The organism is Neptuniibacter marinus (assembly GCF_001597725.1).
GTDB lineage: Bacteria > Pseudomonadota > Gammaproteobacteria > Pseudomonadales > Balneatricaceae > Neptuniibacter > Neptuniibacter marinus.
In genome coordinates this window covers 23,813-49,078 of the sequence record NZ_LUTR01000002.1, presented here as the reverse complement: position 1 = coordinate 49,078, position 25,266 = coordinate 23,813, and the positions used below count along the sequence as shown (strand labels likewise).

Genomic DNA, 25,266 nt, shown 5'->3' with positions numbered 1-25,266 from the left:
CATTTTTTTGGTATGGCTCAGGTAGATCGCAGTGCATTGGTGTTGCACACTGCAGAACAGATGTTTGATCTTATTAATGATGTAGAGCGTTATCCTGAGTTTTTGCCTTGGTGCTCTAAAACTGAAGTTGTTAGCCGTTCGGATCAGGAGTTGATCGCAACTCTGTATTTGTCTAAAGCAGGTCTAAAATACAGTTTTACTACACGTAATGACTTAAAACGTCCTAACCAAATGACGCTTGAATTAGTAGAGGGTCCTTTTTCCTCTTTAGCTGGTATTTGGGATTTTAAAATTCTCAGTGATGAGGCATGCAAAGTGAGCCTTAATCTTAAGTTTGAGTTTTCTGGTAAAATTGCATCTCTTGCGATGAGTAAAGTATTTAACCAAGTCGCGACGACTTTAGTTGATGCTTTCGTAAGTCGCGCTGATGAAATTTATGATTAAGAGCACGATATGATTGTCGAAGTTGCGTTTGCATTACCCACAGAACAGAAAATCATTTCATTGAATGTACCAGATGAATGTACAGCTTATGAAGCCGTGATCAAATCTGGTATCGTCGAGATCTTTCCGGAAATTGATCCAGAAACAGCACCCATGGGGATTTTTTCTAAAGCGATTAAAAACCCTAAGGAAACAGTTTTGCGTGAAGGTCAGAGAGTAGAGATCTATCGACCTTTGATCGCAGACCCTAAAGAGGTTAGAGCAAAGCGCGCTGCTAAAATGAAAGCAAAAAAAGAAGCTGAAGCTGCTGCGCGCTAACAGGTTTAATTGTCGCTTTTACCACCGCCTGGACGGAAATCGCCATTTAGGCCGGATAGCTTGCCGTCTTTAAAGTAGAGGGATATGCGCTCGCGAATATAACCTTCATCGTTTTCTGACCCGCTTTTCTTGCTATATAGATAGTCCCAGCGGCCTTCATGGAAGGTATCGGTTATTAGTGGGCTGCCCATAATGAAACGGACTTGGTTTTCCGTCATTCCTGGACGTAATTGGTCAACCATCTCTTGGTTAACTACATTGCCTTGTGGAATATCAATTTTATAAACCCCAGGAAAACCGGAACAACCAGACAGTGCTATAGTGAGTACTGCGATAATAAGTAGTTTTTGCATCTGTTTTTGCTTCCACAATTGTGCGTAAATGCGGATAATAAAGATTCGTACGCATTTGAACAAGTTATTAAGCTTGTTATGCTTACTTGATAACACCAAATAGCCTAGAGAATTATTATGTCACTTGAAAATCAGGAACTTCGAAAAGCGGGTCTTAAAGTTACCTTGCCTCGTGTAAAAATTTATCAAATACTGGAGCAAGCCGGTGAAGGTGATCATTTCAGTGCTGAAGATATTTATAAATTACTGATGGAAAAGGGCGAGGATGTAGGCTTAGCAACAGTTTATAGGGTATTAACTCAGTTTGAAGCCGCAGGTTTAGTGACACGTCATCACTTTGAAGGTGGGCACTCTGTTTTTGAATTGGCGCGTGATGAAGCACATGATCATATTGTTTGCGTTAAAAGCGGTATGGTAAAAGAGTTTAATGATCCGCGGTTGAATGTTCTATTAAACGAAATTGCTGAGTCTATGGGTTTTGTTGTTACTGATAGAACGCTTTATCTATACGGTATCCATAAAGATTCCATAGGTAAAAAGTAAGCGTCAATTCTTAGCTACGGTGAATTCTAAAAGACCAGCAATTATGCTGGTCTTTTAGTGTTTGTTATAACCCTTGTTTTTTTAAGGTTAATGCTGTAGGTCTAACATCTCCTTAGCATGCTCAATGGAGCGTTCGGTAATGGATATACCGCCAAGCATGCGAGCTATCTCCTCTATCCGTCTATCTTCTGTTAATTGATCTATCTGGGTATGGGTCTGTTGCTTATCACTACGTTTGCTGACAAATAGATGTTGATGCCCTTGTGATGCAACTTGCGGTTGGTGAGTGACACAAAGAATCTGTGCGCTTTGGCCTAATGTTCTTAATAGTTTACCGACAACCTCAGCTATAGCTCCGCCTATACCTACATCAACCTCATCAAAAATAAGTGTGGGCGTGGTAGATGTTTGTGCCGTGATTACTTGAATAGCAAGGCTGATACGAGATAATTCACCGCCAGATGCTATTTTGTTGAGAGGTTTTGCTGGCTGGCCTTGGTTGGTTATGATCAAGAACTCAATATCTTCTAGTCCATTAGCGGTTGGTTTCTCTAAAGTAGATAGTTGCACAGTTAACGACGCTGCGGGCATGCCTAAACTATGTAGTTGCTGATCGACAAGTTTGCTTAATTTTTGAGCGCCTTTGTTTCGTTGTTCGCTGAGTTTTTTTGCGAGTTCGATGATCCTTGAATATGCGCTCTCAACGGATGCTTCTAACTGTTCAAGTTCTTCATCGGTGCGACTGAGCGAGTTGAATTCCTGTTGAAGCTCTTTATGTAGTGTTGTGATCTCGTTTGGTTTAATACGATGTTTGCGTGCAATTTCAAAAATGGTTGATAAACGCTCTTCAACCTCTTGTTGGCGTGTTGGGTTTATCTCCACTCTGTCTAGGTAGTGACGAATTTCGGTACTAGCTTCTTCTACTTGGATTAAGGCTGAATCAAGCATTTCGGCTGCTTGGCGGACTGAGGGGGATTCAGACTCGATACCCGTGAGAAGCTGACGACAGTGGTTAAGTGATTGCACACAATTACTATTTTCGTTATCACTGGCGAGGCCTATAAATTCATGGCCTGTGCTCAGTATTTCGCCGGCGTTGGATAAGGTTTTTTGTTCTTGTTCAAGTTGCTTCAATTCGTTTTCTTGTAGAGCGAGCTGGTCAAGTTCTTCAATTTGATAGCTCAATAATTGAATGCGTGACGTTTGCTCAGCGCTTTGTTCTGATAAATGGGTCAGTTCTGTATTCAGTTTTGACCAATGTTGGAATGCATGGCGTGTTTGCTCGGCCAGCTTATTGAGTCCCGCAAAGTCATCTAGTAGTGTGCGGTGATAGTCCCTTTTTAATAAGCGTTGATGTTCATGTTGGCCATGAATAGCGATCAGGTGTTCACCTAAAGATTTGACAGAACTAGCCGGTGAAGGGCGACCATTAATATAGCAGCGAGAGCGCCCCTCTTTAGTGATTACGCGCCTTAAAATGCACTCTCCGCAGTTATCTAGGTCATTCTCTTGTAGCCACTGTTCTGCGCTAGGTATATCAGCAATATTGAAGCTTGCTGTAATATCCGCTTTGTCAGCGCCTAATCTTACAGTGCCGGCTTCGGCACGGTTGCCCAAAGTGAGGCCCAAAGCGTCTAGCATAATGGACTTGCCGGCCCCAGTTTCACCGCTTACGACAGTCATGCCTTGATTGAGTTCTAGATCAAGGCTTTCAACAATTGCAAAGTCACGAATAGTCAGTTGATTCAGCATAATAAATTACATGTGTTTTTATACAGTACTTTTATATAAGCTTTTTTGTGTGCTGATGCAATATTTATCTGAATTTATCTGAAAAAAAGTGCTTTAAAGTGTTGAAAGGTATCTCTTTGGCCCCATATAAGCTGCAAATGAAATTAATACCTAGACTTTCCGTGACGTTAACACGGAGCTGGCTGGAGAGTAGCAATGGCACATGAAGAACAGACACCACAAGATAACCAGCAAACAGAATCTGTAAATGATGAGCAACTTGATGCTGCTACAGAAACAGCAGAAAAGATTGTTGATGAGAATGGGGAAAGCGAAGAGCAGAATGCTGAGACATTAGCTCAAGAGTTAGCTGCTGCTGTAGCAGAAGTTGAATCTCTGAAAGATCAGATGCTTCGAATTCAGGCTGAAGCTCAGAATGTTCGCCGTCGTGCTGAGCAGGATGTCGAAAAAGCACATAAATTTGGTGTAGAAAAATTTGCTAATGAAATGCTGCCAATTGTTGATAGCTTAGAGCGTGCAATTGAAGCTTTTGGTGATGATGAAGCACTGCAGCCTGTGCGTGAAGGTGTTGAGATGACGATGAAGATGTTCTTGTCTGGACTTGAGAAGTTCAAGATGGAACAGGTTAGTCCTTTAGGTGAAGCGTTTGATCCTGCATTACATCAAGCGATGTCAATGGTGGATGCGCCTGATGCAGAGCCTAATAGCGTTATTGCTGTCATGCAGAAAGGTTACACATTACATGGCCGGTTGGTACGTCCGGCGATGGTTGTGGTTGCAAAAGGATAAGTTTTTTTACTTGTAACCCTTGAAACCTTATAAAACGTACTTATATAGATTGCATAGCATGAGAGATAGTTGAGAGCACGACAGTGTAGCTATCTTTTACAAGTTTTAAATACTGTCCGTCGTAATCGGGCAGCGCGAATTGGAGCAGATACAAATGGGTAAAATCATCGGTATTGACTTAGGAACCACAAACTCTTGTGTTTCTGTTTTAGATGGTGACACAACTAAAGTAATTGAAAACGCTGAAGGCGATCGTACTACGCCTTCTATCATCGCTTACGCAGAAGACGGTGAAATTTTGGTTGGTCAGCCGGCTAAGCGTCAGGCAGTTACTAACCCGAATAATACATTATTTGCGATCAAGCGTTTAATCGGTCGTCGCTTTAAAGATGAAGTTGTACAGAAAGACATCAAAATGGTGCCGTACAAAATTATTGAAGCAGACAACGGTGATGCTTGGGTTGAAGTAAAAGGTGAAAAACTAGCTGCACCTCAGGTCTCTGCTGAGATTCTGAAAAAAATGAAGAAAACAGCTGAAGACTACCTCGGTGAAGAGGTAACTGAAGCGGTTGTTACTGTACCTGCTTACTTTAACGATGCTCAGCGTCAAGCAACAAAAGATGCGGGCCGTATTGCAGGCCTAGACGTTAAACGTATTATCAACGAGCCAACAGCTGCTGCACTGGCTTATGGTATGGATAAGTCTAAAGGTGATAAAACAATCGCTGTTTATGACTTAGGTGGTGGTACATTTGATATCTCTATCATCGAAATTGCTGAAGTTGATGGCGAGCACCAGTTTGAAGTGTTATCGACTAACGGTGATACGTTCCTTGGTGGTGAGGACTTTGACTTACGTTTGATTGAGTTCTTGGCTGCAGAGTTTAAGAAAGATACAGGTATTGATCTACACAACGATCCTCTTGCGCTACAGCGTCTTAAAGAGGGTGCAGAGAAAGCGAAAGTTGAGTTGTCATCTGCACAGAGCACTGATGTTAACCTGCCTTACATCACAGCTGATGCGTCAGGCCCTAAACATCTTAATGTTAAAATTAGCCGTTCAAAACTTGAATCTTTGGTTGAAGAGCTGGTTGAACGTTCACTTGAGCCTTGTCGTCTAGCACTTAAAGATTCTGGCTTGAGCATGTCTGAAGTCGACGAAGTTATCTTGGTTGGTGGTCAGACTCGTATGCCAATGGTTCAGGCGAAAGTGTCTGAGTTCTTCGGTAAAGAACCACGTAAAGATGTAAACCCTGATGAAGCGGTAGCAATGGGTGCTGCGATTCAAGGTGCGGTACTGGCTGGCGACGTTAAAGACGTTCTACTTCTTGATGTAACACCGCTAACACTAGGCATCGAAACTATGGGTGGCGTTGCTACTCCAGTTATTGAGAAGAACACGACTATTCCAACGAAGAAGTCTCAGATCTTCTCTACTGCCGATGACAACCAGAATGCTGTAACAATTCATGTTGTTCAGGGTGAGCGTAAGCAAGCGACACAGAACAAGTCACTAGGTCGTTTTGACTTGGCTGAGATTCCACCAGCGCCACGTGGTGTTCCACAGATCGAAGTAACATTCGACTTGGATGCAAACGGTATCTTGAATGTATCCGCTCAAGATAAGGCAACAGGTAAGCAGCAATCTATCGTGATTAAATCTTCTTCAGGTTTAAGCGATGATGAAATTGATCAGATGGTTAATGATGCTGAAGCCCATGCTGAAGAAGATAAAAAGTTTGAAGAACTAACTCAGGCTCGTAACCAGGGTGATGCCATGGTTCACTCCGCTAAGAAAACAATGGAAGAAGCGGGTGATAAAGCGACTGAGGAAGAGAAAACGGCTGTTGAAGCAGCGACTGCTGAGTTGGAAGAAGCTTTGAAAGCGGATGATAAAGACGCGATTGAAGCTAAAACAGCGGCATTAACTGAAGCGATCTCTGCTGTTGCACAAAAAATGTATGCTGAAGCTGCTCAACAAGCTGAAGCGGCTCAAGGTGCTGCAGGAGAAGAACAGACCGGCGGTAACGATGATGCAGTAGATGCAGAATTTGAAGAAGTGAAAGACGACAAAAAATAAGTCGTATTGACGCTGATTTAAAGGATCTATTTAGCATTGGCTTTCCGGTTTTAGCCGGAAAGCAGATTTACTCGGCACCGCGGGCTTTATGCCCGCGTTGTCATATCCGGCATTAAGCCCTGACAAGTGTTGTGACCATGTCGAAACAAGATTATTACGAAATATTAGGTGTTTCCCGAGATTCATCTGATCGGGATATCAAAAAAGCTTTTCGCCGTATGGCGATGAAGTATCACCCGGACCGTAATCCGGATGATAAAGAGGCTGAAGATAAGTTCAAAGAGGTGAATGAAGCCTACGAAGTACTTTCGGATGCGCAGAAAAAAGCTGCTTATGATCAATACGGTCATGCGGGTGTAGATCCCAACATGCGTGGCGGTCAAGGTGGCGGCTTTGATGGTAACTTCTCAGATATCTTTGGTGATGTCTTTGGAGATATCTTTGGCGGCGGCGGTGGTCGTGGCGGTCGAAGCTCCGTGCAGCGTGGTGCTGATCTACGTTACAACATGGAGATGACACTGGAAGAGGCGGTTCGTGGTGTCGAAAAAAGCATCCAGATTCCTACGCTTGTAGCCTGTGAAACGTGTGACGGTACTGGTGCCAAACCTGGGAGTTCAGCTAAAGTATGTGGTACGTGCGGCGGCCAAGGCCAAGTGCGTATGCAACAAGGCTTTTTCTCTGTACAGCAAACCTGTCCTACCTGTCATGGTGAAGGTAAAATTATCTCTGATCCCTGTACTGATTGTCATGGTCAGGGTCGTAAAGAGAAAACCAAAACCTTATCCGTTAAAATCCCTGCAGGAGTTGATACAGGTGATCGTATTCGCTTATCTGGCGAAGGTGAAGCAGGTACGCATGGTGGTCCTGCGGGTGATCTTTATGTTCAGGTTCATGTTAAAGAGCATCCAATATTTGAGCGTGATGGCAAACATCTTTATTGTGAAGTACCTATCAGTTTTGTTGATGCAGCCCTAGGTGGTGAGCTTGAAGTTCCGACTTTGGATGGCCGTGTGAAACTGAAAGTGCCTGCTGAAACGCAGACGGGCAAAATGTTCCGCTTACGAGGCAAAGGTATTGCGCCTGTTCGTGGTGGTTCTGTTGGTGATATGTTGGTTAAAGTGGTTGTGGAAACGCCGGTTAAACTAAGTAGTCGTCAAAAAGAGTTATTGCGTGAGTTCCAAGATGAGATGGAGCAAGGTACACGTAAACACAGCCCTAAAAAGCATGGCTTCTTTGATTCCGTGAAGAAATTCTTTGAAGACATGACCTAAAAAGTTGTCCCAAATACTCAGGTTGGTTAGGAAAGTCTCTGCTAACTTGAGTATTTACAAGATCATCGGAGATGGCATGAGCCAGAATCCAGAATGCCGAGATTGGCTTTGGCAAGAGATTACTGCAGAAGCTGAGCAAGAAGTCATTAATGAGCCAGTTTTAGCGGGTTATTACCACGCCAATATATTAGGCCACCAAAGCTTATGTTCAGCACTGGCCTATCTTTTAAGCCGAAAGCTCTATGACGATGCCGTACCTGCGGTAACTTTCCGTTTAGTCATAGAAGAGGTCTTTCGTGATGCGCCGGAAATTATTGCGGCAGTTTGTGCTGATATAGCGGCGGTACGTACACGCGATCCTGCTATTGATAAATATTCTACTGTCTTACTCTACCTTAAAGGTTTTCACGCGATACAGGCTTATCGAGTAGCGCATTATATGTGGAAGCAGGGGCGTAAAAGCATGGCGATGTATATTCAGAGTCGTGTCAGTAGTGTGCTCCAAGTGGATATACATCCGGGTGCCGTTATTGGCCAAGGGGTTATGTTTGATCATGCAACAGGTATTGTTGTGGGTGAAACGAGTGTGATCGAGAATGACGTATCTATTCTGCAGTCAGTTACTTTAGGCGGAACCGGTAAGATTACAGGTGATAGACATCCAAAGATCCGCGAAGGTGTCATGATCGCGGCAGGTGCAAAAATTTTCGGCAATATAGAAATTGGCGCTGGCGCAAAAATTGGCGGTGGGAGTGTTGTCCTTGATGATGTGCTTGCACATACGACTGTTGTTGGTGTGCCTGCCCGAGCAGTAGGACACCCATCCTGTGAGAAACCTGCACTGGATATGGATCAAAATATTCTGTATGACAAAGACTAATGGAAAAAACGCATGATTAAAGTGGCAGTGACTGGTGCAGCGGGTCGAATGGGTAAAGCTAATATTGAAGCTATCCAAATGACTGAAAATATAGAATTAGGGGCCGCGATTGTTGAGCCTACAAGTACCTTGATCGGCGCTGATGCAGGTGAAATGGCTGGCGTTGGGAAGCTCGGTGTTACTATCAAAGGTTCCTTGTCTGAAGCCGTTGATGATTTTGATGTGTTGATTGATTTTACTGCGCCGGAAGTGACCTTACAGAATGTCGATTTCTGTGTTGAGAACGGTAAACAAATTGTCATTGGGACCACCGGTCTAAATGATGAGCAAAAAGCGATATTGCAAGACCGTTCCAGCAAGGCGGCGATTGTTTTTGCACCGAATATGAGTGTCGGCGTGAACTTATGCTTTAAGCTGCTAGAAGTAGCCGCTCAGGCATTAGGTAATGATGATTATGATATTGAGGTGATCGAAGCGCATCACCGTCATAAAGTTGATTCCCCTTCCGGCACCGCGTTACGTATGGGTGAAGTCGTAGCCGATGCACTTGGTCGAGATTTAAAAGAGTGCGCAGTCTATGGTCGTGAAGGGATTACCGGTGCGCGTCCACGTGGCGAAATCGGTTTTGAAACCATTCGCGCAGGTGATGTGGTGGGCGATCATACGGTACTGTTTGCTACTGAAGGTGAGCGTATAGAAATTACTCATAAAGCTAGTAACCGTCTGACCTTTGCTAAAGGTGCGGTACGTGCGTGTAAGTGGTTAGAAGGTAAAAAATCTGGCCTGTTTGATATGCAAGATATTTTAGGTCTGAAATAACCTATATTGATGATTGATAGCTAAAACCGCTTTTAAAGCGGTTTTTTTATGCCTGCTTATTCATATTTTGTGCAATAGGCGTGGTGTGTGGAGAGGTAACGCCTTATTTTTAAGACACAAACTTTTGCTTGAGCTCATGGCTCGTAGGTTCTTAAGTCCGTTATTACAATCTGCCTATGGTCTGTATGAAGTTCTATCTGGATCTTGCTAAAGTTTTGATGAGCAGATTAGTATTATTCTATTGGGTAGTAGAAATGTAGAAATTAGCCAAATAACTTAAACTATCAATGCCGCAGATCAATTTGTTTGTTACCTAGATAAAGCAGACTGGAGTCATGACTCTATCTTGAATCGATTAGGTGGTAGATTAATAGAATTAGATTTTGAGCTTAGCCGTTGTTGCTTACTTTAGTTGTTACTTACTTAATGAGTGGCAGATTCTTATCGGTGTGATATAAACAGGTAAAAGTACGTGTATAAGTTGAGTTTTTTTGTACCTGAAGATCATTTGGAAACTGTTAAAACGGCTATTTTTAGTACAGGTGCTGGCCGTATTGGTAATTACGATCAATGTTGCTGGCAAGTGCTGGGTCGTGGGCAGTTTAGAGCCTTAGAAGGCAGTACCCCTTTTATAGGTAAGTGCAACGAGTTAGAAACCGTTTCAGAATGGAAAGTTGAATTGGTTTGTGATGAAGAGTTTATTAAGCAGGCAGTCATGGCTTTAAAACAGGCTCATCCATATGAAGAGCCTGCCTATGAAGTTTGGAAATTAGAAATGTTTTAACTCATATTCGCATAATTCTTATAGGGAGAACGTTGTGACGCAGCTGCTGGTTAGGTATTCGCGAATTCTTGAGATAGTGGGCGATATCGTCAAAGTTCATGTGCCACTGTCTGAAGAAGGTATTTCACCTATATGTTTTGGTGATCTGGCATTAATTGAAAATGATGAAAATCGTGGCCAGCATGCCAGTTTGGCGCAAGTGATTTTGCTCGATAAAGAGGCCGTGTCTCTTCAGGTGTTTAGCGGCACTAAAGGTTTGTCCACTCATTCTGTTATTCGCTTTTTAGGGCGATCAATGGAAGTTACATTCTCCCCTAATATTCTTGGTCGTGCCTTTTCTGGCACTGGGCGAACGATTGATACAGGCCCAGCGTTAACGGAAGAACCAAAAATTGAGATCGACGGGCCAACAGTAAATCCCGCACGTCGTGTCTTAGCCTCCCATATGATCCGCACTGATGTGCCGATGATTGATGTTTTTAACTGCCTAGTTGAAAGCCAAAAAATACCTATTTTTTCAGTTGCAGGCGAGCCTTATAACCAGCTGTTGGCTCAGATTGGCACACACGCGGATGCTGACGTGGTTGTGTTTGGTGGGATAGGGCTGATCTTTGATGATTATTACTTTTTTCGCCAAGCGTTTGAGGAGGCAGGTGTTCATGCTCGTACGGTGATGTTTGTTCATCAAGGTTCAGATCCTACCGTCGAAGCTTTATTAGTACCGGATATGGCGCTTGCGGTAGCGGAACGATTTGCAGTAGAAGAGGGCAAACGCGTCCTTGTTTTACTAACTGATATGACCGCTTATGCGGATGCTTTGAAAGAGGTAGGTATCTCTATGGAGCATGTACCTTCTAACCGAGGTTATATCGGCGACCTTTATTCACAGCTTGCACGTCGTTATGAGAAAGCTTGTGATTATAAAGGTGCAGGGTCTGTGACTATTCTCTCTGTAACAACTATGCCGGGCGATGATGTAACGCACCCTGTGCCTGATAATACGGGTTATATAACGGAAGGTCAGTTCTATTTGCATAATGGCGTAATTGATCCTTTTGGCTCTTTATCACGCTTAAAGCAGCACGTTATCGGCAAAGTAACCCGTGAAGACCACAGTCAGATTATGAATACGATGGTGCGCTTTTATGCAGAAGCGCAAGATGCCGTTCAGAAACAGGCTATGTCATTTGAACTGAGTGAGTATGATGAGCGCCTTCTGAAATTTGGTGAACTCTTCCGTCAACGATTTATGGGTATAGACGTTACTTTGCCTTTAGAAGATGCGTTGGATCTGAGCTGGGAAACCTTAGCTGAATGCTTTCATGATCATGAGTTGTTAATGAAACAAGTGCTGATTGATAAGTATTTCCCGAAAAAGGCCGATGTTCAAAGTAGTGAAACTCTTTAATAGTAAGGTAGATAAATAGTGGCAAAGTTAGCGCTTAATAAAACCACGCTCAATAGAGAGGGGCGGCGCTTAAAGGCTTTTAAGCAGTTTGTACCTGCGTTGGATCTTAAGCGTAAACAGCTATTGTCGGCCCGCCAAGAAGCGGTTGCTGCCTTGGAAAATAATCAAGAACAGTTGGCGTTATTGCAGCAGCAAGTGGTTGAGCAGTTACCTATGTCTGCGGATTCAAAAATTGATTTAAACTCACTGATACAGGTTAAACAGCTAACTATTAATTATGTGAACCTTGTTGGATTAGAGTTACCAAAGTTGGCAGTGTTTGACGTCGAAATAGCAAAATATTCGGTATTGTTGCTACCTCACTGGGTCGATGATTTCTTAAATTTACAGACCAAAGCGTTACGAACTGAGATCGAAGTTAAGATCTATCAACAACGGTTAGAATTGCTGGAGCTAGGGTTACAAAAAACCACACAGCGATTAAATCTGTTTGATAAGGTTTTGATTCCTGAAGCACAAAGAAATATACGTAAAATTAGAATAGCGCTCTCAGATGCCGAGCGTGCCGGTGTTGTGAGAGCAAAAATTGCAAAAAATAAACGCAGGAGGATGCAGCTATGAGTATCCTAGCGTTAAAAAAAGCCACATTAGTTGGGTTAACTGAAGATAAAGCACAGGTTTTAGATCAGCTTCAGTCTTTAGGTGTAATGCATATTATACCTTTACAGGAACTATCCTCTTCGGCACCCTCCAAGCATACCGAAACAAACTCATTAAAGGTTAGTCCAGAGCAGTTATATGAAAGTTTACATTACCTTCTGAATTGTAAACAAAAGCGGAAACAGGTTGTTAGTGAACGTCATTTCGACCTGCTATCTGTAGTTCAAGGTGTCGAGAAAAACCGCCGATTACGCCTCGATCTTGTTGAACGATATGACTTCTTACAGAAAAGAATTAAAGATTTAACCCCTTGGGGGAGCTTTGAATTACCGGAAGAAAATGAACTTTATGGACAGCGCTTTTGGTTCTATTTAGTACCCAATTTCCGTATGAAAGAGCTGCAAGATGTTGAACTTCCTTGGCAGGTGGTTCATCGAGATAACCGTCACAGCTATATTGCAGTTATCTCTGAAAAAGAGCCAGGTATTAATGTACTGCCTGTTCTTCGAACCCACACGGGTGCCGTGCCGCTGGTTCATCTCAAGCGAGAATTAGAAGATATTGAGATTGAACTTGAAACCGTTGAAGCTGAACGAGAAGGTTATACGCGGTGGATATATTTGTTACAGCGCTCTATTGCGGGTACTGATGATGCTGCACAGTTAGCGGAAGTCTCTAATCAAACATTAGATAGAGATGAAATTTTCGCAGTTCAAGGTTGGCTCTCCGAGGAGCATTTAGCGCAACTCCAGTTATTAGCGCAAGAACAGTGCTTAGCGCTTCAAGTTGAGTCACCTAAAGAGGATGAGCTTCCTCCCACCTTACTTGATAACCCTACGGCCATAGCGGGTGGTGAAGAGGTGGTCAACTTCTTCCAAATGCCTGGTTATCGTAGCTGGGACCCTTCTCGTGTTGTTTTCTTCTCATTCGTTTCATTTTTTGCATTGATTATGTCGGATGCAGGTTACTCCTTACTGCTTGCTGCAATTTTGTTTTTCTATTGGCAACGTATGGGTATGACTGAAAGCGGTATACGCCTGCGTGCTATGGGTTGTGCGTTAGCCATCGCTGGATTTATATGGGGTGTTGTTGTCGGTAGTTATTTCGGTGCTCAGGCCCCATTTGGATGGCTTCAAGGGCTTAAAATGTTAGATCTTAACGACTTTGATAGTATGATGCTGCTCTCGATTACCGTCGGTGCTATCCATCTGATATTAGGCAATTTGATGATGGCTTGGGTACGTAGGAAGTCGCTACAAGCCTGGGCCGCAATAGGCTGGGCAATCAGTATAGCAGTGGCCTTAGCCGGTTGGATTCAAGGCTTTACTGTTCTGCACTGGTTGTGTTTTGCCGCAGGGTTAATGCTTGTTCTATGTTTCTCTTCTGCACGTAGTGGCTGGAGTGGGATGAGGCTCGTTGATGGTTTGTTAGCTTTAACCGGTATTACTAAACTGTTTGGCGATGTTTTAAGTTATTTGCGCTTATTTGCATTAGGTTTAGCGAGCGCCTCTCTTGCCATGACTTTTAACAAATTGGCTGTTGATGTTGCGGCTGCTTTGCCTGCCATTGGTCTTCTTTTTAAAGTGCTTATCCTTTTGGTTGGGCATCTTTTGAACTTTTTACTGACTGTAATCAGTGGAGTTATCCACGGTTTACGCCTTAACTTGATTGAATTTTATAACTGGAGTTTGGCTGATGAGGGCTATGCCTTTCAGCCGTTCGCTAAACAGGAGGTTTCACCTTGGATAACCTAATCATTGCTTTGGGTTGGGCTGGTTTGTATGGGCCTATGGCGTTAGGGGCTATTGGTAGCATGATTGGCTGTGCTCTTGCTGGGCAGGCCGCATGTGGTGCTTTATTAGAGACAGAAACAGGCCATGGCCGGTACATAGGTATTGCTGCAATGCCTTCATCACAGTCAATTTATGGGATTGTGGTGATGTTTGCTTTGAACCGTGAGATCACTGTTGATAATGCGCCCGGTTTAGCGGCGATAGGTTTGCTTTGTGGTTTAGCATTATTGTTCAGTGCTGCTTGGCAGGGGCGTTGCTGTGCTTCTGCAATTAATGTTGCAAAAATTCGTCCTGAAATCTTTGGTATGTCGTTAGCGCCTGCTGCAATTGTGGAAGGGTTTGCTGTGTTTGCGTTTATTTTTGCATTAGTTATCAGTGCAGGTGTGCCAGCCTAGGTGGTTAATATGAATAACGAGCATAAAACGCAAGCCTCTTCGGGTGTAGAGGATCTGATTGAAAAACTACGTCAGCAAGGGGTGCAAAAAGGTCAACATGAAGCGGAACGCTTAGTTGAAGAAGCTGAGCATCGTGCGGACTGGCTGCTTGCACAAGCGAAGCAGGAAGCGGATCTTATTTTAAGTAAGGCCAAGAAAGAGGCTGCACAGCTTAAGCAAGCCGGTGAAGATGCATTGCGTATCGCTGTGCGAGATATGCATCTTGAGGTGAGAGAAACTTTATCACACTCCTTTACTGATCAAGTTGAGCGGTTAGTTGCGACTCAAATGGATAACCCTGCTTTTATGCGTAGCCTTATTTTAGAGTTGGTGGCTAAGGTCAGTAGTGATCAAGGGATTTCACAGGCGAAAGCGATTGATGTTTTACTGCCTGAAGACTTTATCGGTTTAGATGAACTACGCAGAAACCCTAAAGAGTACCGCGAAGGTAAGCTTAGTCAGTTTGTCCAGTCCTTAGCAGCTGAGCAGATGCGGGCAGGGGTTAATTTTGAACTGCATGAAGGTAAGGGCATAAGGGTCTGCTTGAGTGGGCAAGAGGTAGAGATTGATTTAAGTAGTGAGGCGGTTGCTAAGCTTCTATTGAAACATCTACAGCCTCGATTTAGGGCGATCATTGAGGGAGTGATTCGATAGTGTCGGATTACTATACGCTGATGACGGCGCTACCATGGCTGCCGGAACTGGAGCAGTGTACTCAGCTGCCTATTTCGCGGATTGCTTTAGATCGTCGGTTGACCATGTTGTCAGACGAAGGCAGCGCACAGTTGGCTAATATTGAAGCGCTATTTCATCCGATTATTGATCATTACATTATGTTGACGGATAAAGATCTGATTGCTCAGTGGAAGGCCGATATGAGCAAGGTCGAGTCCCCAGTTATGTTGGAGTTGATTAACTATCAGATGGAGCTAAAAACCTTACTGGCTGCTTTGAGGTGTCGAGCCGTAGGTTTAGATGATCCTTCGCAGTTCCATGGTGCCGGACGTTGGGTTCAATTGATTAAGAAGCATTGGTTTGAGCCAGGTTTTGGATTAGATCGTGTATGTCCTCAGCTATTGCAGTTGCAGCGTTTAATGAGCAAAGAAAAGCCAATGCTTGTAGAGCAATATTATAATCAGCAATTATGGACAAGTTTACGCCAGGCAGAGCATAGCCATCACTTTAGCTTTGAGGCACTCGCCTGCTTTGTTTTGCGCTGGGCAATCGCCGAACGCTGTTTACGATATGACGGTGATAAAGCCGTAGACACGTTTAATAAGTCGCGCAGTGTGTTGTTAGAACTTTCTGGTTTGAATCAGCAGTTATTACAGGGGAATAATTAGTGAATCAGCATATTACAGCGCAGGTTGTGGCGGTAAGGGACGACATTGTTACAATTAAATTGCTTAAAGGTAACGATGGTGATTACTTCCCTATTTTAAAGAATGAAATGGTTCATATCTGCCCTACACGATTAGGAAAAGAGGGGCGGCAGGAAGCATTACAGGCAGAGGTTCTCCGTGTGCGTCATGGTGAGGCTGATGTGCAAGTTTTTGAGAATACTCGCGGGGTTGCTGTAGGTGACGATGTTACGCAAAGCGGGCATATGCTGTCGGTTACTTTAGGACCTGGGCTGCTTGGGCAAGTTTATGATGGTTTGCAAAATCCTCTTGAGAAGATAGCCTCGAAGCATGGTTTCTTCCTACCGCGAGGTTTGGAAGTTGATGGGATAGATCGACAACAGCATTGGGCTTTTCAGCCTTGCGTGAAGATTGGCGATAAAGTGGAAGCGGGGGATGTGATTGGTCATGTGCAAGAGGGGCGCTTCAAACATCACATCATGACTCCTTTTGATCTACAAGATTGTGCTGAAGTGAGCTGGATCCAAGAGGGAACATTTACAGTCGATACGCCTGTTGCCCGTCTTCGCGTAACTGATGATGCAGAGGAGATGGAAGTCTCCATGCAGCAAAAATGGCCTGTTCGTGTACCGGTAAGCCAGCCATTGTTAAGAAGTGGTAAGAGTGTACGCCAATATCCTGATAAGCCGCTGTTAACATCAATACGATTAATCGATACTTTTTTCCCTATCGCCCGTGGCGGTACAGCCTGTATTCCAGGTCCATTTGGTGCGGGTAAAACCGTACTACAAAGCCTTATTTCTCGTTTTTCTGATGTAGATATAGTGGTTATTGTTGCCTGTGGTGAGCGTGCAGGTGAGGTTGTTGAGACGATCACCGAGTTTCCAAATATGTCCGATCCTAAAGGTGGCTCACTTATGGATCGTACCGTTATTATTTGTAATACATCGTCAATGCCCGTAGCTGCACGAGAAGCATCAATTTATACAGGTATAACCATCAGCGAATACTATCGTCAGATGGGATATAACGTGCTTGTCATCGCTGACTCCACCTCTCGCTGGGCACAAGCGATGCGTGAAACCTCTGGTCGTTTAGAGGAGATTCCAGGTGAAGAGGCTTTCCCTGCGTATCTGGATTCTGCTATACGCGCACTTTATGAAAGAGCAGGTGTTATTCAGAATAATGCAGGTGATTTAGGTAGCCTGACTTTGATCGGTACGGTCTCTCCTGCGGGCGGTAACTTTGAGGAACCGGTGACTCAATCGACCTTAAGAACGGTTAAAGCATTTCTTGGCTTAAGTGCTGAACGTGCTTATAAACGTGCATATCCTGCGGTTGATCCTTTAATTTCGTGGTCTCGTTATTTAGATCAGATCTCTGTTTGGTATAAAGAGAATTTAGGTGAGGGCTGGGTTGATCAAGTCAAAGAGATGCAGCTTTTATTAAGTGAAGGCGAGTCTGTTCAACAGATGATGCAAGTGACTGGGGAGGAAGGGGTAACGCTAGATGACTATGTTTTGTACCACAAGTCGATCTGTTTAGATCAAGTTTACCTCCAGCAAGATGCATTTGATGATGTAGATATATCCGTGCCTTTATTGAGACAGAAAGATACCTTTCAATTGCTACGTGCTTGCTTGTTTGCACCTGCAGTGTTTAAAGATAAAACGGAGGTCAGGGATCACTTTGTGAAACTGACGAGCTTGTTTAAAAACTTAAATTATAGTCGCTCAGATAGTCCCGATTTTCGTCGGTATTACGCAGAAATTGAACACTTAACAAAACCCTAGTGGTTTTGTTGATCTGTATCAATAAATAAACCGACCATTCATCCTTAGTTTGAATGGTTTCTGGTAGAATCGGCCAATCTGGCCTGCATCAAGCAGATCCCAAACGCTTAGATGATGTGCGTTTCATAGGATTGTGATCGTAGATACGAAACTAACTGCCTATATCGGATCGGTGTCTCAGTAATTTATGCCTCAAAATCAAATACATGCATTTCCCCGATTTCTATTACTTGGGACTGTAGCTATAGCTGTAGCTCTATTAGTTATAGTTGCATCGCATTTCTTGATTAAAAATCATACTGACAATAGTCATCGCCTTTTTGCTCTTGAACAGGAGTTTTTAAAAAAGGGACAAGATCGTGTTGTTTCGGAAATTGACAGTGCGGAGGACTATATACGTTATGTTATCGCTCAAGCTGAAGATGTACTAAAAGAACAAGCACGCGCTGAAGTATTAAAAGCCCATTTGGTGGCAACAACCATTTATGAGCGGGAGCATGGGAGTAGACCAGCCGCTGAAATAAAAGCGCTTATTCGCGAATCATTAAGGGGTCTTCGTTTTTTTAATGGACGTGGTTATATCTTTATTGATGATAAAGATGGCACGTGCATTTTGTTACCTACCTCACCATCGGCCGAAGGGCGCTCGTTATATAATAACCAAGATGATACTGGGCACTATATTATGCGTGGTCTATTGGCTGCCGTTGATAATGATGAGGGGGAAGGTTACTCTCGTTATCGCTGGTATCCCTCATCTAAAACAGACACTATGCGTGAAAAGCTAACCTTTGTTAAAACCTTTGAACCTTATGAATGGATTATTGGAACAGGGGATTACCTTTCCTTTATTGAAAACGATTTGAAGCAGCAAGCAATAAAACGTTTACAGGCAGTCCATTTCGGTAAGTATGGCTATATATTGGTCGTCGATAATAAAGGTAAGGTTTTATCTACATCAGGCGTGAGTTATCAAGCTGGCCATACGGCCAATAAAGAGATCAATGAACTAGAAAAAAATATCATCACTAAAGCACTTGGGGTGGCTAAACAAGGAGGTGGTTTTATTAATTACGATTGGTTTCTTCCCGACGGAGGAGGCCCGTATCCGAAAAAGTCTTTAGTGCGAAGTATAGAGCAATTGGATTTGATCCTTATTGCAGGCTTTTATCCTAAGGAAGTTGAAGATCTGCTGCAGGAGCAGAAGGCTCTATTGGCGAAAACACAAAAAGAAGATCGCGATCAGTTATATATATTTCTTATTATTGTGGCAATTATAACGCTGAGTCTATCCTTTATCTTTTCTCAGTGGATGAAAAGAAAGTTCACGCAGTATCATCGTGATCTTGAGCAAAAGCAGAAAGAGCTTTATCAAAATGCGGATCAATTAGAGTTAGCGTCACGGGTTTTTCATAATGCCAGTGAGGGCATTATGGTGACTAACGCCGACAATAGAATTATTGCAGTAAACAATGCATTCGCTGCGATCACAGGGTATAGCTCTGCTGATGTTATGAATAAAAACCCCAACTTTTTGCGCTCAGGACGGCATGATAAAGACTTTTATAGCAATATGTGGACTCAGCTTAAAGAGTATGGGCAGTGGAGTGGAGAGATTTGGAACCGCAGGAAAAACGGAGAAGTTTTCCCGCAATGGTTGGCAATTAGTACCTTTGTCGATGAGATGGATAATGTCCGTAACTATATAGCTTCCATTTCTGATTTGACGGAAAGAAAAGCTGTAGAGAAAAAATTAGCGTACCTCTCTGATTATGACCCTTTGACAAACTTACCTAATCGGCGACTTGTTGGTCACAGAGTGGATCAAACGATCAGTGTTAGTAAGCAAAAAGGTGAGCAACAATTTGCGCTGCTTTATATAGATTTAGACCATTTTAAGAATATTAACGATAGTTTAGGGCATGGTTTTGGGGATGAAATCCTACAAAAAATAGCTAAACGTCTGAAGTCTTTACTCAGAGAAGGAGACACCGTAAGTCGTTTAAGTGGGGATGAATTTGTGATCCTTATGTCAGAGTTAGACCACTTAGAGTCAGCAGTTAGTCTATCGGAACGTATTTTACATGAAGTCTCTAGGCCATTAGAGAATGATGGTCATTTAACGGTCACGCCAAGCATAGGTATTTCTGTTTACCCTAATGATGGATTAAGTTTTGATGAGCTATTAAGAAATGCTGATGCTGCTGTGCATTTTGCTAAAGCTCAAGGCCGCAATAACTATCAATTCTTTACTGCTGAGATGAATCATCAAGCATCTCAACGTTTGCATATTGAAACAGAGCTTCGTAAAGCGATAAAGAACAAAGAGTTTGAGTTGTTTTATCAACCCCAGTTTTGTTTGCAAGATAATCAGTTGGTTGGTTGTGAGGCTCTTATTCGTTGGCAGCATCCAATACAAGGACTGGTTTCACCGGATGCTTTTATTCCTTTATCAGAAGAGACGGGGTTGATAATTCAAATCGGCCGTTGGGTGCTAGAGCAAGCCTGTCTTCAAGCAGCTAAATGGTCAGAACAATATAATGCCAAGCTCACAATGTCCGTAAATGTATCTGTACGGCAGTTTAGACCGGAACTGGTTGATGAGGTCCGTAGTGCTTTAAGTGAGTCGGGTCTGGCTGCAAATGCTCTTGTTATAGAAATTACAGAGAGCACATTGATGCAAAATGAAGAAGCGACTTTAGTGTTGCTTCAAGAGCTAAAGAATCTGGGTGTTCAACTGTCGTTAGATGATTTTGGTACGGGCTATTCAAGTATGGCCTACTTAAAACGTTTTAATCTGGATCAGCTCAAAATCGATCGCGCATTTATTAGTGATCTTCCCCATGATAAAGATGATGCAGCTATCACATCGGCGATTATTGATGTGGCACATCATTTTGGTTTAGTTACCGTAGCAGAAGGTATTGAAACGATCGAACAGGTGAAGTTTCTGGCTGATGTCGGTTGTGTTGAGGGGCAAGGTTTCCTTTATGAAAAGCCGATTCCAGTTAAGGAGTTTGAGCAGAAACACTTCTCTTAAAAAAATGTTTAGGGGCTATACCTTATATAGCAGAGCCGTCATTTTCAGACTGTGACTAATTGTCATGTGGCATTGGGTCACATTTATAATTACTCCTCTTTAGTTAAAATCGCCGCAATTCAACTCTTGTGGCTATTTTTCTATGAGTAAATATCTACCTTCTTTACTTCTCTTTGTAACTACCTCGTCAGTCGCTAATATCTATTGGCAACCGGTAGAGCAAACTCACTCTTCAGGTCATGGCCGTCAAGCTAAGCAGTTTCAGTTGATGGGTGAGCAGCCTGAGTTTAGTTCTGTTATCGAATTTATTCATTCGGATTTAGTGTCCGCTCCCTTAGATAAAAAGAACAGTATCGTTACACTGAAACCGACTGGGAAAGATAGTTATCACGCGCTAGTGGCTCGTCAAAAGAGTGATAATTTTCAGAGTCTAGCGGTTCGATATATTTATAACAACGGCCGTCCAGTTAGTACATCTCCCTCTGATCTTCTCGCTGTTGAATTGGGTGGTTTGCAAATAATCCCCTCTCCCTTGCCAAGAGAGCATTGGCGCTATGAAAGCTTAAAGACGTATAACTTTAATGTGATTTTGGATGGCGCTCCTTTGGCTGATCACCCTTTGCTCGCTACTACCACCTTAGGTAGTAATAAAGTGGTACATACCGATGATGAAGGCCGTGTGCAGCTGTTTACACCGGAAGATTTTCCAGAAATAGTGCCGCTTAAACGTGCTACCCCCGCTGCTGAGTTGCAAATGTTTAGTGCGGTGGAGAAAGATGGCGTTACTTATGAGGCAAGTTTAACTACCGCTTACCACGCTAGCGAAACAAGTTGGAAAAGTGTCAGTTTAGGTGCAGGTGTTGCCCTTGCTGGCATTGTTTTTGGTTTTGTTATTAATCGCCGTTTACCTGAGCATAGCAGGAGAAAAGTGAAGTGAATACGTTGAAAAACCTAACGGTACTGCGGCGTTTTGTGCAGTTATTTATGTTTGTTTTCTTGGTTTATGGGTCGACGGTTGTTGGTTTCTATGCGGCGGATAAGCTCTCCGGTGCTTTGCCATCATTAAGCTGCGCGTATGATTCTATGAACGCTGATTACTGTGCTCTTATTCCATTACAGCATCAGTTTCATCATCGTTTGGGGCCTGCAGTTGATAGCGGTGATTATTTGAAATTGTTGCTACCGGTGGGTACAACGATCGTTACTTTTTTAATGATGTTTGTACTTCTTAACAAGGCCTTTTGTGGTTGGGTCTGCCCTTTGGGTTTTTTCCAAGAGGTGATGGGGCTTATTGGTCAAAAGCTGGGATTGCGCCAAGTGAAAAGTTTGTCCCACGGTGCTGTGGATAAAGTAAGGCCTATTAAGTGGCTTATGCTCGGTGGATTAGTGTTTGGCCTACCAGCATTGACCAGTTTAGGTTTTCTGAGTGATGAGTGGGGTGACCCCTTCTGCCAAATATGCCCTAGCCGTATTCTGACAACACTGTTTACAGGTAGTGATGAGCAGTTGTTTGTTGATATTTCGACTCCTAGCTATATGGTGCTGTCTATCTTAGGTGATTTTCTTTTTGGTTTGGTTATCGCTATGTCCATGACCTTGCGTCAGCCGTTTTGCCGTATCTGTCCTTTGTTGGCGATGCATGCAGTGTTTCGCAAGATGGGTTTTGTTCGTTTAGTTAAGAAGGGGTCTTCGCGCTGTGATAAGTGCGGCCTTTGCGCTGAAGCTTGCCCTATGGATATAAAAGAGCTCCAGACAGATCACAATGCAACAGATAAAGCTAAAGATATCACCTTGCCTGACTGTACCTTATGCGGTCGTTGTGTCGAATTTTGTCCAGATAAAGATGTTCTGCAAATCCGTTACCTTAATATCCCGGTGTTTAGCGCTACTCCTCAGTATTTTAAGCGACGTAAAAAAGCCCAAACTCAATGGGAGAAAGTTAAGCTCATTGGTTTTGATCACTCTTTGGCTAAGCCGGTGAAAGTGAAATGATGAGCGCAGACCTATTGCAGTTAGGGTTTGTTGCTGCGACTTTCTCCGCTTTTTTAATCGGCCTTAGCTTTGGTACAGGGCCATGTAATCTAAGCTGCTTACCTTATTTAGGCCCTGTTTTACTTGGGCCTGGCGCTCAGCGACCTTTTGTCGAGGTGGTACTGCCTTTCATGTCAGGTCGTCTTTTGGGTTATCTATGCATGGGAACAAGTGCTGCATTGCTTGGCGGTATTATAAAGAGCTACCTTGCACATCCCTTAGTGCCCATTTTTGCTGCAGTCGTTAGCTTGTGGTTAGCACTAAAAATGTGGCGACAGGCAGGTGAAAAAAAATGTTCAAGTGCCGGTGTTCATCAACCTACTGGGTCTAAAAGTGACAATCTTATCGCTTCTGATGCACAGCCGCTTGATGCACGTAACGCATGGCAGTTGAGTATGCTTGGTTTCTCGTTGGCGTTAAATCCTTGTATCCCACTGCTTGGCTTGCTTGCTGCTGCTGCGCAAAGTGCAGACCTCGTTTGGGGAGGCGCTATTTCTCTTAGCTTTGGTTTGGGCGCCATCGTGATTCCTAGTTTATTAGTCCGTTACGGGGTGGCGTTACTGGGTAAGGAGTTGAGAAATCAATTGGTTCAGTGGCAAGCAGGATTAACACGCACCGGCGCATTAATGTTGGTTCTAGTAGCGGTTAATACGGCATGGCGAGGTATTCCAGGATGATGTGGATAGATAAAGGCGGACCTATAGTATGGATTTTGGTTGCCTATTCCGTTATTGGGTTTTCTATTTTGGCAGGGCGTTACTTACAACTCCTATTTACACGACGGGTAAAGCTGGAACAGCCTATCTCTCAGTGGAAGGAGAGCGCTGAAAAAAGAGTTGTTGTTAAATTACAGCAGAAACAAAAACGGCATGCTCATGGGCCTGAGCTTCGAGCGGCCGCTACCCATCTGATTTATAACGAGATCAAGGTATTTGAAACGGGCCTTAAAACTGTGTCTATTCTAGCAAACACTGCACCTTTGTTGGGTTTGCTAGGTACTATTGCTGGCATGATAAAAGCGTTTCAAGTCATTGAAAATGCAGGTGGTAAGGTGGATGCGACCGCACTAGCAGGTGGTATATGGGAGGCGATGCTTACAACGGGTGTTGGGTTGGCTGTCGCCATTCCGTTATTAATCTTTCTGCACTTTCTTGAGTCTGCTCTGGCACGCTATCACTGGCGGTTGCAAAAAGCGGCTGCGCTAGTATTGGATCATCATGACCTGGAGTCGTCGAGCGTTCCTGAGGTAGCTGTTAGTGCGATATAAGTCTCCTGTTCAACAGCATGGGATCCTAAATTTAACCCCATTAATAGATATAGTTTTTCTTTTACTGGTGTTTTTTATGCTGACCGCGCACTTTGTTGATGAAAAGCAGATTGCGCTACAACTACCTAGCGCGGAAAGTGCGATGGATACCCATGTTGAGGACATTGTTACTGTGAGTATTGATGCGGCGGGAATCTATTTTATTGATGGAGAAGCCTTACATGCTCATATGTTGCGCGAGCGTTTGAAGGTGGAACAGGGTAAAAACCCTGAGATAATCTTGCAGTTAAAAGCCGATCAAGAGGTGAGTTATAGCAAGCTTGTTCATGTATTAGATAGTGCACGCTTGGTGGGAATATCTAGCATAGATATAGTTACAGAGTCTCTTTAATGTCTGTCCCGATTAAACCTTATCACCGCCTTATTTTTGCCGTAGGCGTTCTTTTTTCACTTGGTATTCATGGGGTTGTTGGCTATAAACTGCAGCATACCAAAGTGGAGCAAACGCAGGAGTTAATGCCAAGTTATGCTGCTGTTCGCATCAATGTTTCCAAACCTATACCCGCCCCCGTACCTAACACCTCTGCGTTAGAAAAATCGGTAGTTCCTATTGCCGAATTGCCACCTAAAATTGAAAAGCCAAAGCCAAAGCCAAAGCCAAAGCCAAAGCCAGCCGAACCGTTAAAGTCTAAGGATAATCAGGCTGCTCAGCCTCAGCCTCAGCCTCAGCCTCAGCCTCAGCCTCAGCCTCAGCCTCAGCTTGAGTCCGTGGTGCCAAATGATCTACCTATTATAAGTAAGGCTGAGCAGCGGGATCGTTTGCTTGCTGAGTTGGTTCGGCGCATAGACAAAAATAAACAGTACCCCAGTCGTGCACTTAAACGAGGGATTCAAGGGCGGGTGAGCTTCCGTTTAACCTTGAATAACGAGGGCTACCTGCAGAGTTTTGAGTGGATTGATGGAAATCGTTTGTTTTATAAAAGTACTTTAGCTTCGATCAAGCGATCTTTACCTATATCTATTCCTTCTGAGTTGTTAAATGGCGCTGTCTCGTTTAATTATGAGTTGGCGTTGCAGTATAAGATTATCCGATAGCCTTGGCTGCGCTTTGTTTGTATCTTCCTTCTGAGATACTTGCTCCTTTCATATTTATCCATCTAACAGATAGACGTTTTTATAGTTGAGCAGCTTCAGCTATTTCGGACTGTTTGTGCCTTATTTTAGTGATTACTTCTTTATTTAACCCCTCTTTTTATAAATTTACAGTTTATTTTTGATTTTTCATAAATTAATTATGATTATTCGTGTAATTACTTTTAATCATTGTTTTTCTGTTTTTATTGAAATCTTTTCAAGTCAAAGCAAGCCTATAAAGTCCTTATATTTCAATGCCTTACATTATTTTGAAGAAGAGAGTATTGCGCTTCTTGTTTTTCTTTTTTTCTC

The 25,266-nt window shown here is 43.3% G+C and carries 25 protein-coding genes; 23 read left to right on the top strand and 2 right to left on the bottom strand.

What is annotated here, in order from left to right; all coding sequences use genetic code 11:
- Positions 1-12 precede the first annotated feature (12 nt).
- Together A3774_RS02100 and A3774_RS02095 are read left to right on the top strand one after the other, a co-directional pair.
- On the top strand, positions 13-444 hold the full coding sequence (locus A3774_RS02100) for a type II toxin-antitoxin system RatA family toxin (RefSeq protein ID WP_067862557.1): 432 nt from the start codon (positions 13-15) through the stop codon (positions 442-444).
- Between the two features lie 9 nt (positions 445-453).
- Positions 454-762, top strand: a complete 309-nt coding sequence (locus A3774_RS02095; RefSeq protein ID WP_067862555.1) for an RnfH family protein — start codon at positions 454-456, stop codon at positions 760-762.
- Positions 763-767: 5 nt separating this feature from the next.
- Here the strand turns inward: A3774_RS02095 and A3774_RS02090 are convergent, their stop codons facing one another.
- Entirely contained in the window at positions 768-1,115 is a 348-nt protein-coding gene (locus A3774_RS02090; RefSeq protein ID WP_067862553.1) for an outer membrane protein assembly factor BamE, read from the bottom strand.
- Positions 1,116-1,232: 117 nt separating this feature from the next.
- Between A3774_RS02090 and fur the strand changes: the two genes are divergently transcribed.
- Positions 1,233-1,658, top strand: coding sequence for a ferric iron uptake transcriptional regulator (gene fur, locus A3774_RS02085; protein ID WP_067862551.1), 426 nt, complete (start codon positions 1,233-1,235; stop codon positions 1,656-1,658).
- Between the two features lie 87 nt (positions 1,659-1,745).
- Here the strand turns inward: fur and recN are convergent, their stop codons facing one another.
- Positions 1,746-3,410, bottom strand: coding sequence for a DNA repair protein RecN (gene recN, locus A3774_RS02080; protein ID WP_067862549.1), 1,665 nt, complete (start codon positions 3,408-3,410; stop codon positions 1,746-1,748).
- Positions 3,411-3,605: 195 nt separating this feature from the next.
- Between recN and grpE the strand changes: the two genes are divergently transcribed.
- The 20 genes from grpE (at position 3,606) to A3774_RS17105 (ending at position 24,915) form a co-directional block, all read left to right on the top strand.
- A complete protein-coding gene (grpE, locus tag A3774_RS02075) occupies positions 3,606-4,199 on the top strand; it encodes a nucleotide exchange factor GrpE (RefSeq protein WP_067862546.1) in 594 nt (197 codons plus the stop codon).
- A 154-nt stretch (positions 4,200-4,353) separates the two neighbouring features.
- Entirely contained in the window at positions 4,354-6,279 is a 1,926-nt protein-coding gene (gene dnaK / locus A3774_RS02070) for a molecular chaperone DnaK (RefSeq protein WP_067862544.1), read from the top strand.
- Positions 6,280-6,416: 137 nt separating this feature from the next.
- Entirely contained in the window at positions 6,417-7,550 is a 1,134-nt protein-coding gene (gene dnaJ, locus A3774_RS02065; RefSeq protein ID WP_067862542.1) for a molecular chaperone DnaJ, read from the top strand.
- A 76-nt stretch (positions 7,551-7,626) separates the two neighbouring features.
- Positions 7,627-8,430 carry a serine O-acetyltransferase gene (cysE, locus tag A3774_RS02060; protein ID WP_067862540.1) on the top strand — a complete coding sequence of 268 codons (804 nt, stop codon included), beginning with the start codon at positions 7,627-7,629 and terminating at the stop codon, positions 8,428-8,430.
- Between the two features lie 12 nt (positions 8,431-8,442).
- Positions 8,443-9,249 (top strand): 4-hydroxy-tetrahydrodipicolinate reductase, encoded by an 807-nt coding sequence (dapB, locus tag A3774_RS02055; RefSeq protein ID WP_197467995.1) that lies wholly within the window; start codon positions 8,443-8,445, stop codon positions 9,247-9,249.
- A 472-nt stretch (positions 9,250-9,721) separates the two neighbouring features.
- The gene (locus tag A3774_RS02050; protein ID WP_067862537.1) at positions 9,722-10,033 is read left to right on the top strand and encodes a Nif3-like dinuclear metal center hexameric protein; all 312 of its coding nucleotides are present in this window, start codon (positions 9,722-9,724) and stop codon (positions 10,031-10,033) included.
- 34 nt (positions 10,034-10,067) lie between these two features.
- The gene (locus A3774_RS02045) at positions 10,068-11,441 is read left to right on the top strand and encodes a V-type ATP synthase subunit B (protein WP_067862535.1); all 1,374 of its coding nucleotides are present in this window, start codon (positions 10,068-10,070) and stop codon (positions 11,439-11,441) included.
- Between the two features lie 18 nt (positions 11,442-11,459).
- A complete protein-coding gene (locus A3774_RS02040; protein WP_067862533.1) occupies positions 11,460-12,062 on the top strand; it encodes a V-type ATP synthase subunit D in 603 nt (200 codons plus the stop codon).
- Positions 12,059-13,855 (top strand): V-type ATP synthase subunit I, encoded by a 1,797-nt coding sequence (locus tag A3774_RS02035; RefSeq protein WP_067862531.1) that lies wholly within the window; start codon positions 12,059-12,061, stop codon positions 13,853-13,855. Before A3774_RS02040 ends, A3774_RS02035 begins: the two co-directional genes overlap by 4 nt.
- The gene (locus tag A3774_RS02030; protein WP_067862529.1) at positions 13,843-14,289 is read left to right on the top strand and encodes an ATP synthase subunit C; all 447 of its coding nucleotides are present in this window, start codon (positions 13,843-13,845) and stop codon (positions 14,287-14,289) included. The genes A3774_RS02035 and A3774_RS02030 overlap by 13 nt, the downstream gene beginning before the upstream one ends.
- A gap of 9 nt (positions 14,290-14,298) precedes the next feature.
- Positions 14,299-14,982, top strand: coding sequence for an ATPase (locus A3774_RS02025; RefSeq protein WP_067862526.1), 684 nt, complete (start codon positions 14,299-14,301; stop codon positions 14,980-14,982).
- Complete coding sequence (locus A3774_RS02020) at positions 14,982-15,671, top strand: DUF2764 family protein (RefSeq protein ID WP_156473642.1); 690 nt, start codon at positions 14,982-14,984, stop codon at positions 15,669-15,671. The genes A3774_RS02025 and A3774_RS02020 overlap by 1 nt, the downstream gene beginning before the upstream one ends.
- Positions 15,671-17,482 carry a V-type ATP synthase subunit A gene (locus A3774_RS02015; RefSeq protein WP_067862522.1) on the top strand — a complete coding sequence of 604 codons (1,812 nt, stop codon included), beginning with the start codon at positions 15,671-15,673 and terminating at the stop codon, positions 17,480-17,482. Before A3774_RS02020 ends, A3774_RS02015 begins: the two co-directional genes overlap by 1 nt.
- A gap of 187 nt (positions 17,483-17,669) precedes the next feature.
- A complete protein-coding gene (locus tag A3774_RS02010) occupies positions 17,670-20,522 on the top strand; it encodes a bifunctional diguanylate cyclase/phosphodiesterase (RefSeq protein WP_067862520.1) in 2,853 nt (950 codons plus the stop codon).
- Positions 20,523-20,664: 142 nt separating this feature from the next.
- Positions 20,665-21,459 (top strand): hypothetical protein, encoded by a 795-nt coding sequence (locus A3774_RS02005; protein WP_067862518.1) that lies wholly within the window; start codon positions 20,665-20,667, stop codon positions 21,457-21,459.
- Positions 21,456-22,514, top strand: coding sequence for a 4Fe-4S binding protein (locus A3774_RS02000; RefSeq protein ID WP_067862516.1), 1,059 nt, complete (start codon positions 21,456-21,458; stop codon positions 22,512-22,514). Before A3774_RS02005 ends, A3774_RS02000 begins: the two co-directional genes overlap by 4 nt.
- On the top strand, positions 22,511-23,230 hold the full coding sequence (locus A3774_RS01995) for an urease accessory protein UreH domain-containing protein (RefSeq protein WP_231867918.1): 720 nt from the start codon (positions 22,511-22,513) through the stop codon (positions 23,228-23,230). Before A3774_RS02000 ends, A3774_RS01995 begins: the two co-directional genes overlap by 4 nt.
- A complete protein-coding gene (locus A3774_RS01990) occupies positions 23,227-23,820 on the top strand; it encodes a MotA/TolQ/ExbB proton channel family protein (protein WP_067862513.1) in 594 nt (197 codons plus the stop codon). The genes A3774_RS01995 and A3774_RS01990 overlap by 4 nt, the downstream gene beginning before the upstream one ends.
- Positions 23,810-24,211, top strand: coding sequence for an ExbD/TolR family protein (locus A3774_RS01985; RefSeq protein WP_067862511.1), 402 nt, complete (start codon positions 23,810-23,812; stop codon positions 24,209-24,211). Before A3774_RS01990 ends, A3774_RS01985 begins: the two co-directional genes overlap by 11 nt.
- Positions 24,211-24,915 carry an energy transducer TonB gene (locus tag A3774_RS17105; protein WP_067862509.1) on the top strand — a complete coding sequence of 235 codons (705 nt, stop codon included), beginning with the start codon at positions 24,211-24,213 and terminating at the stop codon, positions 24,913-24,915. Before A3774_RS01985 ends, A3774_RS17105 begins: the two co-directional genes overlap by 1 nt.
- Positions 24,916-25,266 lie beyond the last annotated feature (351 nt).